The sequence below is a fragment of the Dechloromonas sp. ZY10 genome, assembly GCF_041378895.1.
Lineage (GTDB): Bacteria > Pseudomonadota > Gammaproteobacteria > Burkholderiales > Rhodocyclaceae > Azonexus > Azonexus aquae.
Map to the genome: position 1 here is coordinate 1,776,520 of NZ_CP144212.1, position 13,813 is coordinate 1,790,332.

The window sequence follows — 13,813 nt, forward strand, 5'->3', positions numbered from 1 at the left end:
TTCGCACGCAACCATTCACCTAGCCCCCGGATCATGCCCGCCCACTCATCGCCGCTCCACTTTGCCGCCAGCCTGCGCCAGATCGAGGCGCGTTTTGCCGATCAGCCGCTGATGGAGCGTGCCGGCGCCGCCGCCGCCGGGCTCTGCCGCGAATTGTTGGGCAACTGCCCCGGCCCGGTGTTGCTGCTGGCTGGCCCCGGTAACAACGGCGGCGACGCGCTGGTTGCCGCCCGGCTGTTGAGCGAACAAGGGATCGACTGTTGCGTGGTTTTTGCCGGCGATGCCGCCCGCCTGCCGGCCGATGCCGCCGCTGCGCATGCCCGCTTTGCCGCCGCAGGCGGCACGCTGCACGGCCACTTCCCCGCGCAAGCCTCCGGACATCGCTGGGCACTGATTGTCGACGGCTTGCTCGGCATTGGCCTGACCCGGGCACCGGAAGGCCGGATAAGCGAACTGATCGTCGCCGCCAACCGGCTGGCACAAACCGACGGCTGCCCACTGCTGGCGCTCGACTGCCCCAGCGGCTTGCTGGCCGATACCGGCGGCACGCCCGGCCACGTCATCCGCGCCAGTCATACGCTCAGCTTCATTGCCGGCAAACCCGGCCTATGGACCGCTAACGGGCCGGACTGCTGCGGTGAAATCCGCATCGCCGACCTTGATCTGCCTGGACTGCCGGAGTTGCCTGCCGACGGCCATTTGATCGACCTGTCCGACTTCGCCCAACGCTTGCAGCCGCGCCGTGCCAATACCCACAAAGGCAGCTTCGGCAGCGCCGGCGTACTCGGCGGCGGCAAGGCCATGGTCGGCGCCGCCCTGCTCACCGCCCGCGCCGCCCTGCACTTGGGGGCCGGCCGCGTCTATGTCGGACTGCTCGACCCGGAAGCCCCCAGCGTCGACCTGCAGCAGCCCGAACTGATGCTGCGCCGCCCCGAACACCTACTGCAGGCGGACCTGCAGGCCCTTGCCTGCGGCCCCGGCCTCGGCACCTCGGGCGATGCGGCACGGATGCTGGAGCAAGCACTGAAATGTCCGCTGCCGCTGGTGCTCGATGCCGACGCGCTCAACCTGCTGGCCAGCGACAGCCGGCTGGCCGGCCATCTCTGCAACCGCGTCGCCCCGGCCATCCTTACCCCACACCCGGCCGAAGCCGCACGTCTGCTCGAATGCAGCACCCGCGAAATTCAGGAGAACCGGATCGCCGCCGCCAACGAACTGGTCCGTCGCTACGGCTGTCAGGTGGTGCTCAAGGGCTGCGGCAGCGTCGTGGCCACGGTCGATGGTCGCTGGTGGATCAATTCCACCGGCAACCCCGGGCTGGCTACGGCTGGCTCGGGCGACGTACTCAGCGGCCTGATCCTCGCCCTGCTGGCGCAAGGCTGGCGCGTCCACGAAGCTCTGCTTGCCGGCGTACATTTGCACGGCGCCGCTGCCGACTGGTTGGTGGGCGAAGGCTGCGGCCCGGTCGGGCTGACTGCCGGCGAGTTAATCCCGGCGGCTCGCCGTTTGCTGAATTGCTGGCTGCAAGCGCCTTGGCGAACCGGGAAGGTTTAGCATTTCTGTCAGATTCCGCCTAAAATCCCGACCTAACCAAGAATGACAGAATCACCATGAGCCATCTGCCCAAGCCCGACGCCTCGCTATTCCTCGCCTCCTCCGTGCACGACATGAAAAATTCCATCAGCGTGCTGCAGGACACCATCCGTCGCCTGTTGGCCAAGGCCTCGCCCGACGAAAGCGGTGAATATCGCGAAATGTCGCAGATGCTCTACGAAACCCAGCGCATCAACGGCAATCTGATCCAGTTGCTGACGCTCTACAAGTTCGGCAACGACCTTTACCCGTTCAATCCGGAGACCCAGGAAATTGCCGAATTCGCCCGCTCGGCGGTGTCGCATGTCACGCCCTTGCTGACCTCGCGCCAGATCAGCCTGGAGGTCGAACTGGAGAACGATTGTTATTGGGAGTTTGATAGCGATCTGGTCAACGGCATTGTCGTGCACGCAATGAACAATGCCGTGCAATACACCCGCGATGCCTTGCACCTGCGGATTGCCTGCGTTGATGACGCTCTGGAAATCCGCATCGAAGACAATGGACGCGGCTTCCCGCAACATATGGTGGATGATGGCATTGCGGCGATGCGCGGGGTCAATTTCAGCACCGGCAGCACCGGCCTGGGTCTCTATTTCGCAGCGGTGGTTGCACAGATGCATGGCAACCGCAAGGAACGCGGCAGTATCCGCCTGGAAAACGGCGGCAAGCTCGGGGGTGGTTGCTTCATCCTGAGGTTGCCATGATTAGCGCGACCACTTTCGGCGGAGCAGACGTCGACACCCAGTTGATTGCCAAAAGCACCTTTTTGGTGATTGATGACTTTCTCGGCATGCGCGGCATGTTGAGTAGCGTGCTGCGCAATTGCGGCGCCAACCCCAAATCCATCGATACCGCGTCGAATGGTCCCGAGGCAATCCAGCAACTGGCAAAACGGCGCTACGACATCGTCCTCTGCGATTTCAACCTCGGTGCCGGCCAGAACGGCATGCAGGTTCTGGAGGAGGCCAAACACAAGAGCCTGATCGGTCCAAGTTGTTGCTGGGTCATGGTTACCGCCGAAAAAACCGTCGACACGGTGATGGGTACGGCCGAGGTCCAGCCGGATGCCTACCTGATCAAACCGGTGACCGAGGCCGTGCTGACCGCGCGGATTGCCAAGATCAAAGTCAAGAAGGAAGCCTTTGTCGATATCGACCGGGCAATCTCTGCGCGCGACTTCCTCAAGGCGATCCGCCTCTGCGAGGAGCGAGCCGCAGTCGACAAGGCCAATGCCATCGAATTGCTGCGCATCAAGTGTGACCTGCAGGTACAGTCTGGCCAATCGGACAAGGCCCGCCAGACCTACGAGAAAATTCTCGCCACCCGAGACGTGCCATGGGCGCAACTCGGTTTGGCCAAGGTCCACCAGCAGGCCGGGCGTCACGATGCCGCCAGCCAGCTGCTCGAGCAGTTGATTGAGCAAAACCGCAGCTATCTCGACGCTTACGACAGCCTGGCCGAAAGTTACCAGGCACTCGGTGAAAACGAAAAGGCCGAAAGCATCCTTGACCGCGCTGCTGCCCTGTCGCCCAATTCACATCACCGGCAGCGCATCATCGGCGAATTGGCGCTCAAGACCGGCAAGCTTGACCGCGCCGAAAAAGCCTTCCGCAAGACGCTCAAACTGGCCGAACACTCGGTGCGCAAGACCCCGGATGCCTACCTCGGCCTGGCCCGTACGGTCGGTGCCAAGGCCGACCCGCAGGAAGCACTGAATGTGCTAAGCCAGATGGGCAAGCTGTTCGACAACGACGAGGTTCGCCTGCGCAGCAAGTCGGTCGAAGGCTATGTCTATCACCAGAACGGCCTGACCCGGCAGGCTGCAGAAGCCGCCAAGGAACTATCCAGCATGCTCGACCGCAGTTCGGTCCGCCCCGATCCGCAAGCCACCCGCGAAATGGCCGAACTGCTGCTGGTGGCCGGTGATCGCGACAAAGGCGTGGCCCTGCTGCGGACCGAGGTGATGAACAACCCCGAGGACACGCAAACCGCCGATGCCGTCCAGGCGATTTTCCGCAAGGCCGGACTAGCCGACGAAGGCAGCAATCTGATCGAGACCTCGCGCAAGGAGGCCGGCGAACTGATGAACGCCGGCATCCTGCTGGCTCGTGCGGGCAACTTCCCGGACGCGCTGGAACGGATGCGCGCCGCACTCGAACGGATGCCGCGCAATGTTCGTCTGCTGCTCAACTCGGCGCACATCATGCTCAGCTACATGGAGCGCGACGGAACCCAGGCGGCTCTGCTGCGCGAAGCCAAGCGCAACCTGCAGCTGGCCAACCAGCTGGCCCCCAGCGAACCCCGTTTTGTTGAGCTGATGCAGCGCCTGGACGCGCTGCAAGGACGCTGATCTCGCCTTTTTTGCCACCGCCGGACCGATACGCAACATGCTGCAAATCACCTCGCTGCTCTCTCAGGAAGATGAAAACCGTTTCATCGCCAGCAGCAGCTTCCTGATCATTGACGACTTCTCGGGCATGCGCACCATGCTCAGCGGCATCCTGCGCAATTGCGGCGCCAATCCCAAGGCCATCGACTTTGCCGGCGATGGCCGCGAAGCCCTGCACCAGCTGGGTAGCAAGCGCTACGACATAGTCCTCTGCGACTACAACCTGGGCACCGGCCAGAACGGCATGCAAGTGCTCGAAGAAGCCCGCCATCGGCACCTGGTCGGCCCCAGCTGTTGCTGGCTGATGGTTACCGCCGACAAAACCGTCGAATCGGTGATGGGGGCCGCCGAAGCCATGCCCGACGCCTACCTGATCAAACCGGTGACCGAAGCCGCCCTGGTCACGCGGATCAACAAGATCAAGGTGCGCAAGGAGGCCTTCAAGGACATTGACCAGGCCATTCTCGGCCAGGAATATTCGCGGGCGATCCAACTCTGCGATGAACGCGCAGCCATCGACAAGGCCAACGCCATCGAATTGCTGCGGCTCAAGTGTGAATTGCTGATCCGCACCGGCCAGGCCGAAAAGGCCCGCAGCTTTTACGAGAAGCTGCTGGCGGCCCGCGAAATCCCTTGGGCCCAACTGGGTCTGGCTCGCACCTTCTTGCAAACTGGCGACCCCGATACCGCTTGCGAACTGCTCGAACAGCTGGTCAACCGCAGCCGCAGCTACCTCGAAGCCTACGATTGCCTGGCCGAAACCTACCGCCAGCTGGCGCTCGACGAAAAAGCCGAACACATCATCGAACGGGCGCTGACCCTGTCGCCGCGCTCGCATACCCGGCAACGAACGATGGGTGAAATGGCCTTGGCCAGCGGCAAGCTGGAGCGGGCCGAAAAGGCTTTCCGCCAGGCGATCCAGCTCGCCGAATTCTCGGTACACAAATCTCCGGACAGTTATCTCGGCCTGGCACGGGTGGTCAATAGCCGGGGCAATCCGCAGGAAGCCCTGAACATTCTCGACCAGATGAGCAAGGTCTTCACCGACGAACAGACCCACCTGCAGGCCAAGAGCGTCGAATGCCGGATTTTTGCCGACAGCGGCCAGGAAACGCAGGTCAAAAAATCGGCCAGCGAAATGCAGCAACTGCTGGAGCGCGCCGAATCCAGCCTGCTTGACCAAAGAACCGCCTTTGACATTGCCGAAACCCTGCTGATTCTGGGGGAAAGCGAAAAGGCCCTGCAGCTCCTGCGCACCGAGGTGATGAACAACCCGGAAGACCACGCTACCCTCGAAGCGGTGCGCCAGATCCTGCGCAAGCAGGGCTTGACCGAAGAGGGCAACGAGCTGGTCGAAAACTCCCGCCGCGAAGCCATCGAGATGATGAACAGCAGCGTGATGCTATTGCGTTCCGGAGATTTTCCGACCGCCATCAAAAAGGTCCGGCAGGCGCTGGAGATGATGCCGCGCAATATCCGTCTGCTGTTCAATGCGGTGCACATCATGCTTTCGCAGATGGAAAAAAACGGCCCCGAACCGCAACTCCTGCGCGAGAGCCGTCGCCATTTGAGCACCGCCAACCTGCACGCCCCCGGCGAGGCGCGCTACAACGAGCTGATGATCCGGCTTGAAGCCCTGAGCTCCGCCGAATAAAACCGGCGCCCCGGCCGGGGCGCCGCTGCGGCGCTCCCGGCGGAACCGCCGGCGCAAGTTTGAGCGGCCTCTTTTACCCCTGCTCAGCCCCCCATCGTCCGCGACTCCCGGTAAAATCCGCAGCCTTTCCATTCATCCGCAGCCCGCCCTCGCCATGAGCATCGAATTCGACTACCCGCTTGCCGAAGAAATCGCCCGTAACGTTGCCGCCGCGCTGACCGAAGATGTCGGCGCCGGCGACCTCACCGCCAGCCTGGTGCCCGGCGAGCGCCGCGTGCGCGCCACGGTGATCTCGCGCGAAGCCGGCGTGCTCTGCGGCCGCGCCTGGTTCGATGCCTGCGTTGCCGCCTGCGACCCGAGCGCGCAAGTGCGCTGGCAGGTCGCCGACGGCGAGCGCATCGCTGCCGACCAGCTGCTCTGCGAAATCGAAGGCAACGGCCGCGCCCTCCTCACCGCCGAGCGCAGCGCGCTCAACTTCCTGCAACTGCTGTCGGCAGTCGCCAGCAAGGTGCGCATCTACGCCGATGCGATTGCCGGCACCCGCGCGCAGGTGGTCGACACCCGCAAAACCCTGCCCGGCCTGCGTATCGCGCAAAAATACGCAGTCCGCGCCGGCGGTGGCGGCAACCACCGGCTGGCGCTGTGGGACGCGATCCTGATCAAGGAAAACCATATCCACGCCGCCGGCGGCATTGCCGCCGCGATGGCCGCCGCGCAGCAAGTTGCAGCGGCCGCCGCCGACCGCTGCAAGTTCATCCAGGTCGAAGTCGAAAACCTCGACGAACTCGACCAGGCGCTGGCCGCCGGCGCGACCATGATCCTGCTCGACAACTTCAGCCCCGAGCTGCTGCGTCAGGCGGTGGCCCGCAACGCCGGCCGGGCGATCCTCGAATCCTCGGGCAACGTCACGCTGGAAACCATTCGCGCCGTCGCCGAAACCGGCGTCGACCGCATCTCGGTCGGCGCGCTGACCAAGGACGTGAAGGCGCTCGACCTGTCGATGCGCTTTGTCGGCTGAGCGGGAACGACGATGACTACCATTTACCACAACCCGCGCTGCTCCAAATCGCGTGCGACGCTGGCCCTGCTCGAAGAACGTGGCCTGGCGCCGCAGGTCGTGCTCTACCTCGACACCCCGCCGGATGCCGCCACCCTCGCCGACCTGGTTGCCCGCCTCGGCCTGAGCAGCGCCCGTCAGTTGCTGCGCCAGGGCGAAGACGAGTACCAGACGCTCGGCCTGGTCAACCCGGCACTTTCCGAAGCCGAGATCATCGCCGCGATGGTTGCGCATCCGCGCCTGATCGAGCGGCCGATTGTCGTGCACGGCCCCCGCGCCGCGCTTGGCCGGCCGCCAGAAAACGTGCTGGCGATTCTCTGAGGCGATCGCGGCCTTCCGTGCCGCATTGCAACCAATTTTGCCCATTTTCACGGTCGACCGTGGCAATGGGCAAAATTGTCTGGTCCTGGCGAAAGGCGCTGCTTGCGGTGAATAACCTGGCCAATCGCCGCAAAAGCTGCGGTGATTAGCAGATTCGAGCGGCTGACTTCAGCATCCAAGCTCGCCGCCGCAGCGCCGGCCCTTTCGGCTCAAGCGCCGCTTTTGGCCGGCGCCCCTGCCCCGTGCATCACCACCCGCCCGACAAACCAGATCGCCAGCAGGTTGGCGGTCAGCGCGACGTAGCCGACGGCGGGATAGCCGACGATGCGGCCGTCGCTGCCGGTGCTGATCAGGAAGCCGGCCAGGGTCGTCGCCAGCGCCATCGCCAGCGACTGCACGGTGCCGTTGAGCGACATGAAGGTGCCGCGCAGGCGCGGCTGGGCGGCCGAGGCGATCACCGCCATCGCCGGAATCATCCGCCCCGAAATCAGCACGAAGAAGGCCGTGGTCACCACCAGCCAGGCGGCCAGCGGCCACTGCCCGGCGTGCGTCAGGACCAGCAGCGGCACGCTGGCAAGCAGTGCAATCCGCCGGTACACCTCGATCTTGCCGGCGCGGTCGGCCCAGCGGCCGATCAGGCGGGCACTGACGAAGGTCGCCGCGCCGCCGATCAGATACACCCAAGGAATATCGACCTGCGCAATGCCGACGTTATTGACCGCGAAAACGGTGATGTAGGGAATCACCGTGAATCCGGAAAAAATGATCAGCGCCGAGAACAGCAAGGCGCGGCGGTGGTTGGCCTCGCCGAGCACGGCAAAGCTCGCCGCCAGCGGATGCGCCGGCCGCTCGCCGGCCAGGTGGGCGCGCAAATCGGGCAACCAGCGCAGGCCGGCGGCGATGAACAGCAGGCTCAGCCCGGCGATCAGCAAAAACGGCGAACGCCAGCCGAAATGATTGGCCAGCCACAGCGACAAGGGCACGCCGGCAATCGTCGATAGCGAAAAGGCGCTCGACACCACCCCGCTCGCCCGCGCCCGCCGCGCAAACGGAATCGCGTCGCCGATCATGGTGTGGATCAGCGCCCCGAGAATGCCGCCAAACACCCCGGCCAACCCGCGCGCCACCAGCAGCGCCGAATAATTCGGCGCCAGCCCGCAAGCCAGCGTCGCCAGCGCAAACAGTAGCAGGCAGGCGAGCAGCAGCCGCTTGCGCTCGAAACGGTCGACAAAGGTCGCCGCCAGCAAGCCCGAAGCCGCCGCGCTGAAACTGTAGGACGCGACCAGCAAGCCGAATTCGTGCGTACCGATGCCCAAGGTCGCCATCAGGATCGGCCCCAGCGGCATCATGATCATGAAATCCAGCACATGCCCGAACTGGATACCGGCCAGGGTCAACAAAAAAAAGCGCTCGGCGCGCTGCGGGAGTTCGATGGACATGGAATGCGACCAACAAGGGGGGCGGACAGGATAAAGGGAATCGCGCGCCGAAGCACGCGAAAGCGGTGGTTGGATGCGCGGGCAAGAGATTGGTTCGCGGGGATGCGGGCGGGTAGCAGCCTTGGCTAAGTCGCAAGCGGTTTTTACCCATTTTCACGGTCGACCGTAAAAACGGGCAAAAATCGCCCGCCTCTCACCCCGCAACCCTCTCACCCCGCAACCCCCATCCGCCGCTCCCGCCCTATCTGCCGCAGCAACAGCAGCGCCAGCCAGAGGATCACCGGCAGCGCGGCGGTGTTGAGCCAGGCCCAGCCGTGGCGGTCGACCAGCGGGGCGGCGGCGAAGGTGGCGAGGGCGACGCTGGCGAAGACCAGCATGTCGTTGGTGGCCTGCAGGCTGGCACGGTGGCTGGCCGGGCAGCGTTCGACCAGGTAGCCGGTGGCGCCGATGTAGAGGAAGTTCCAGCCGATGCCGAGCAGGATCAGCGCGCCTTCAAAGTCGGCCAGGGTGCTGCCGCCGAGGGCGACGCCGATGCTGGCGACGGTGGCGGCGCAGCCGGCAAGCATCACCGTCGGCGCGCCCCAGCGGCGGATCAGCTGGCCGGTGAAGAAGGACGGCAGGAACATCGCGACCACGTGCCACTGGATCACCGTCGAACTGGCAGCGAAGTCGAGGCGGCTGCACAGCATGGCCAACGGGGTGGCGGTCATCAGCAGGTTCATCAGCGCGTAGCCGATTACCGCCGCCAGCACCGCCAGACGCAGGTCGCTGCGTTGGGCAAGCAAGGCGCGCAGCGGTTGCGGCGCGGCGGTGCCGGCGGCCGAGGGTTGGGCCTGTGCCGCTTTGGCCGGCAGACGCAGCCCACGCGCGAGCAAAGCGGCGAGCAGTGCCAGCCCGGCGAGCAGACCGAGGCTGGCGGCAAACTCCGGCGCCAGCAGGTGGCGGCTCCAGCGGGCCAGCGCAGGCCCGGCCAGCGCGGCGATCAGGCCGCCGCTCAGGGTCAGCGAGATCGCGGTGCTACGCAGTTCCGGCGCCACCGCGTCGGCGGCAACAAAGCGGTAATACTGGCCGACCGCACCAAAGGCGCCGATGGCGAGGCCGGCGAGCGCGAACAGCGCAAAGCTGCCGCTGGCGATGCCGAGCGCGGCCAGCGCAAAGCCGACGGCGCCGCACAGCGCGCCGCCGGCAAATACCGTGGCCGGGTTGCGCCGGACCAACAAGCGCGCCACCGGGTAGAGCGCGAACAGCGTGCCGAGGTATTGCACCGCCAGCGGCAGGCTGGCCAGCGCCGGGGTCGCCAGGCTTTTGCCGATCAGCGCCGAGGTCGCCAGCATCAGGCTGATGCAGGTCATCAACGCGGCTTGCGAGGCGGCGAGCAAGGCCAGGTTGCGCCAGGGTGAAGCCGGCAAGGCAGAGGAAGTGGCGGCAGCGCCCGCTGTTGCGCCGGGCGAGTTATCGGGCGTGGGGCCGGACTGAGGACCACGCCGGACGCCGGATTGAGGGGCAGATTGGCAGGCAGACGCCGGGGCGAGTGTCTGGCTGATTTCCTGGCCGCCGGTTTGGCTGACTGGCAATTGGGTTGAGGTAGCCGGGGCCGAGGCTACTGAGGACGAGGCAACGGGAAACGACATGGCTTGCTCCTGCGGAGATTGGACCTTGACGATGATCGCGAAAAGCCGCAATGTCGCAAATGACGTTAATCCCACCTTTTCTGCCACATCGCTACCACATCGGCAGATCAAGCCATTTCTCCCCTCGCCGCCCGCCCCGCCATGACCGCCCCTGCCCGCCTGCCGCTGCTCTTCGTCCTATACCCGCGCTTTCAATTGCTCGACGTGGCCGGGCCGGTAGCGGCTTTCGAGGCGGCCAACGACCTCTGCCCCGGCAGTTACGGCATCGAACTGGTCAGCGAAGCTGGCGGGCCGCTCGCCAGTTCCTCCGGCTTGACGCTGGCGACCCGCGCCTGGGCGGAATTGCCGCCGCAGCCGGTGGGCGAAACCCTGCTCACCGTCGGCGGCCACGGCATCAATGCCGCCAGCGAAGCGGCGCCGCTGCTGGCTTTTCTGCGTGCCCGCGCGGCCGGCGCCGAACGGCTGGCCAGCGTCTGTTCCGGCACATTTCTGCTGGCCGCCGCCGGCCTGCTGGAAGGCCGCACGGTCACCACCCACTGGCGGCGCAGCCAGGATTTCCGCCGCCGCTTTCCCGGCATTACGCTGGAGGCCGACCGGATTTACCTCCGCGACGGCCGCGTCTGGTCGTCGGCCGGGATCAGCGCCGGCATCGACCTGGCGCTGGCGCTGATCGGCCACGACCTGGGCGAGCAGATCGCCCGCCAGGTAGCGCGGCAACTGGTGGTCTATTACCGCCGGCCCGGCGGCCAGTCGCAGTATTCGGCGCTGCTGGAAATGAGCAACGCGCAGGGCCGTTTTGCCGACCTGCTCGACGCAATCCGCCAGCAGCCGCGCGCCGACTGGTCGGTCGAGGCGCTGGCCGCGCAGGCCTGCATGAGCCCGCGCCACTTCGCCCGCGCCTTCGCCAGCGAAACCGGCACCACCCCGGCCCGCGCGGTCGAACGCCTGCGCCTGGAAGCCGCAGCGGCACTGCTCGAAACCGGCACCCCGGTCCAGGTCGCCGCCGACCGCTGCGGCTTCGGCAGCGCCGAAACCCTGCGCCGCGCCTTCCGCCGCCAACACGGCCTGCCGCCCTCGGCCCTGCGCGGCAGCCTGGTCAGCGAAGCGGCATCCGGCGAACCGGCACCTGTTTGAGGAAAAACCGGGCAAATCGCGGGTTGACCGTGAAAATTGTGAAGTTTTGGGGGTAACCCAGCTACCCCCCTCGCTGGAAGGAAATTGTGGTCCGCAGCAGAGACGCGAGCAGGCAAAAATCGACCAGAAGTGGCTACGGCTCAAGGGAACCGAAAGCAACCGTATAATTCCATTGGCACGTTTGCGTGCTTGCAGGGTTTAACCGGATATTTAGCACTGTTTATGGATACAGTGCCACCACGAAGAACGAGACGGCAAGGGGGATTACAGGCATGAACCGCAGCAATATAGATCTCACGCAGGCGACAAACCCTGCAAAATTGATGTTCATTTCACGTTATGCCCCAAGGACACCAAGGAGAGCAGCTTGACGCCCGTTACCCAGAAAGTAAATGTCGCATGTGAGCTTCTCGAATGTGCTCTACGTCTGTACTACGAGGAGGGTTCAGACTTTGCGGCACTCCACTTAGCAGGTGCTGCCGAAGAGCTTCTGGGAATGCAGGTCGAAAGGATCGGCGGGAAATCCGAGTTCTCCGCGCTAAAAGATGGTGCTTTACGCATTTCGCCAGCTATTCGAGATGCGTACTTCAACGGGAAAGGTAATACGCCAACTAAGAAGACCATGGCAAAGGCAATCAACCACGCGAAGAACGCAACGAAGCACATGGATCCGTCCGATGTTGACTACGTAGCGTTTAATGCTCGCGCTGAAGCTCGCAAAATTCTCGAACGGGCAGTACATAACTTCCAAGAGGTCTACTCTGAAATGATTGAAGTTGAAATTAAGGAAACGGAGTTGATCCGCCGCTTCTTGCTTAGTCATGGGGCATAACCCTGCGGTCCACCGGACGCTGCGCGATAAAGCCGCGCAGCGCCGGTGACCTCCACGTTGAGCCTCATCGTGACGTCACACAAGACCCCTCAAGAATTTGTCGGCCCAAGCAAAGATGGATTCGAGCGTGACCCGTTTGGGTACGGTGCACTCGCATGGCACAAGTGGGCTATGGCACAAAACCTCGCCGGCTACTTTGTCGATTTAGAAGCTGGGCCAATCGAGGAGGATTTGAAGTCCCCTGTACTTTGGCTGTCTCATGCGCACGCAATGTCTGAAGCTGCTCGCGTATTGCTACAAGGGGCACCCAATCTTGAGGTAATGCCTGAAAGCATCCGTGGAGCTTGCCACTGTCAATATCACGCCGTCGCGCTAATGCTTGTTGGCTACAGCCTCGAAATCTGTCTCAAGGCCATGCTCATTATTAAGAATGGCATTACTGCTTACCAAGCAGAAGAGAAGAGGCATCGCCACCATAACCTCGGCAAGTTGGCTAGCTTTGTTCCTGGCTTGACCGATAAAGATCAGGCAACGTTGCAAGTACTCTCTCATTTCGTGCGTTGGGCAGGTCGCTATCCTGATCCCGGGTTTGGAAATCTTAGCCAAGCGGAGGAGATATTCACTCTCTCTGAAGGAAACCAAGTCAGCGCGAAGGAACTTTTTACGCTGGCCGCCAAAATCATGGCCTATTCCAATAACGTAGTTGCGGAGGCCTTGCCATGAGGCCGAACCTATCGCTCCGCCGGACCTTGCGCGAAAAGCCGCGCAAGGTCCGTGTTAGAAGTCTTAATCGGCAGCCGCAAAAAATTCCCCACCCGTTCTACAAACCCCCCGTTTTTCACGGTCGACCGTAACCAAAGACCTTTTCCCCCTTCAAAACCAAATCTCCGGATACCGCCGCGAGCGGGCCAGGTTGTTGAACAGCAGTGCGACCAGCAGCATTACCAGCGGGCCGACGGTGGCCGGGAGCAGGACGTACCAGAAGCCGAGGCGGTGGATTTCGGCCGAGCCGGTGACGGCGATCAGGGCGGTGGCGCCGCCGGGCGGGTGCAGGGTACGCGTCAGGTGCATCAGCGCGATGGCGGTGGCGACCGCCAGGGCTGCCGCCAGCCACGGTAGCGCCGCCAGCAGTTGCCAGCAGAGCACGCCGACCAGGGCCGACAGCATGTGGCCGCCAACCAGGTTGCGCGGCTGCGCCAACGGGCTGCGCACGGCGCCGAACAAGAGCACCGCCGAAGCGCCGAAGGAGCCGAGCAGCAGCACCCGGTCGGCCTCGGCAAAAAAGCTGTCGATCAGCCAGGCGAGCAGGCCGACGCCGACCAGGGCGCCGAGCCAGGAGAGGAAAACCTCCTCGTTGCTGACCCGTGGCGGGCTGCCGCGCGTGGTGCCGCGCATTTTTTTCCAGTAGTCCGACCAGCGGCGTTCCAGCATCAGGCTACCTCGTCGGCTTCGCCACGCTGTTCGGCGCGCAACCGGGCCACGGCATGGCGCCAGGCCAGGTGGTAGATGGTGCGGAAATCCTCGGTCGAAATGTCGATATAGCCGGGAATCTGGGTCAGCGCGTCGAGGATGTCCTCGTCGGTCAGTTCCAGTTCGGCCGGCTCGGCACAGCCGGCGCCAACGGCATCGGCAGCGGATGAGGTGGAGTGCGGGTTCATCGGTTCTCCTGCGTGGACCGCACAGCCTAAAGAAGGCGGTGGCCGGTCGCCATCGGCCTTTGGCCGGAGGCGCATCGGTCATCGGCACTATTGGCAAAATCA

13 protein-coding genes are annotated in these 13,813 nt (G+C 64.1%); 9 read left to right on the top strand and 4 right to left on the bottom strand.

Annotated elements, in window-relative coordinates; all coding sequences use genetic code 11:
• Positions 1-33 precede the first annotated feature (33 nt).
• From VX159_RS08145 to arsC, 6 genes are all read left to right on the top strand, one after another.
• Positions 34-1,554, top strand: a complete 1,521-nt coding sequence (locus tag VX159_RS08145) for an NAD(P)H-hydrate dehydratase (protein WP_371325473.1) — start codon at positions 34-36, stop codon at positions 1,552-1,554.
• A 56-nt stretch (positions 1,555-1,610) separates the two neighbouring features.
• Complete coding sequence (locus VX159_RS08150; protein ID WP_371325474.1) at positions 1,611-2,300, top strand: sensor histidine kinase; 690 nt, start codon at positions 1,611-1,613, stop codon at positions 2,298-2,300.
• Entirely contained in the window at positions 2,297-3,946 is a 1,650-nt protein-coding gene (locus VX159_RS08155; protein WP_371325475.1) for a tetratricopeptide repeat protein, read from the top strand. Before VX159_RS08150 ends, VX159_RS08155 begins: the two co-directional genes overlap by 4 nt.
• Positions 3,947-3,983: 37 nt before the next feature.
• The gene (locus VX159_RS08160; protein ID WP_371325476.1) at positions 3,984-5,639 is read left to right on the top strand and encodes a response regulator; all 1,656 of its coding nucleotides are present in this window, start codon (positions 3,984-3,986) and stop codon (positions 5,637-5,639) included.
• Between the two features lie 154 nt (positions 5,640-5,793).
• On the top strand, positions 5,794-6,657 hold the full coding sequence (gene nadC / locus VX159_RS08165) for a carboxylating nicotinate-nucleotide diphosphorylase (RefSeq protein ID WP_371325477.1): 864 nt from the start codon (positions 5,794-5,796) through the stop codon (positions 6,655-6,657).
• A 12-nt stretch (positions 6,658-6,669) separates the two neighbouring features.
• Positions 6,670-7,017 (top strand): arsenate reductase (glutaredoxin), encoded by a 348-nt coding sequence (gene arsC, locus VX159_RS08170; protein WP_371325478.1) that lies wholly within the window; start codon positions 6,670-6,672, stop codon positions 7,015-7,017.
• 209 nt (positions 7,018-7,226) lie between these two features.
• Here the strand turns inward: arsC and VX159_RS08175 are convergent, their stop codons facing one another.
• Together VX159_RS08175 and VX159_RS08180 are read right to left on the bottom strand one after the other, a co-directional pair.
• Positions 7,227-8,456, bottom strand: a complete 1,230-nt coding sequence (locus VX159_RS08175; protein ID WP_371325479.1) for an MFS transporter — start codon at positions 8,454-8,456, stop codon at positions 7,227-7,229.
• Between the two features lie 209 nt (positions 8,457-8,665).
• On the bottom strand, positions 8,666-10,087 hold the full coding sequence (locus VX159_RS08180; RefSeq protein WP_371322396.1) for an MFS transporter: 1,422 nt from the start codon (positions 10,085-10,087) through the stop codon (positions 8,666-8,668).
• A gap of 141 nt (positions 10,088-10,228) precedes the next feature.
• On the opposite strand from VX159_RS08180, the gene VX159_RS08185 reads away from it, so the two are divergent.
• The 3 genes from VX159_RS08185 (at position 10,229) to VX159_RS08195 (ending at position 12,776) form a co-directional block, all read left to right on the top strand.
• Entirely contained in the window at positions 10,229-11,221 is a 993-nt protein-coding gene (locus VX159_RS08185) for a GlxA family transcriptional regulator (RefSeq protein WP_371322397.1), read from the top strand.
• A gap of 367 nt (positions 11,222-11,588) precedes the next feature.
• Positions 11,589-12,053 (top strand): hypothetical protein, encoded by a 465-nt coding sequence (locus VX159_RS08190; RefSeq protein WP_371322398.1) that lies wholly within the window; start codon positions 11,589-11,591, stop codon positions 12,051-12,053.
• Between the two features lie 57 nt (positions 12,054-12,110).
• On the top strand, positions 12,111-12,776 hold the full coding sequence (locus VX159_RS08195; RefSeq protein WP_371322399.1) for a hypothetical protein: 666 nt from the start codon (positions 12,111-12,113) through the stop codon (positions 12,774-12,776).
• A gap of 150 nt (positions 12,777-12,926) precedes the next feature.
• Here the strand turns inward: VX159_RS08195 and VX159_RS08200 are convergent, their stop codons facing one another.
• Both VX159_RS08200 and VX159_RS08205 read right to left on the bottom strand, forming a co-directional pair.
• The gene (locus tag VX159_RS08200) at positions 12,927-13,484 is read right to left on the bottom strand and encodes an HPP family protein (protein WP_371322400.1); all 558 of its coding nucleotides are present in this window, start codon (positions 13,482-13,484) and stop codon (positions 12,927-12,929) included.
• Positions 13,484-13,711 carry a hypothetical protein gene (locus VX159_RS08205; protein ID WP_371322401.1) on the bottom strand — a complete coding sequence of 76 codons (228 nt, stop codon included), beginning with the start codon at positions 13,709-13,711 and terminating at the stop codon, positions 13,484-13,486. Before VX159_RS08205 ends, VX159_RS08200 begins: the two co-directional genes overlap by 1 nt.
• Positions 13,712-13,813 lie beyond the last annotated feature (102 nt).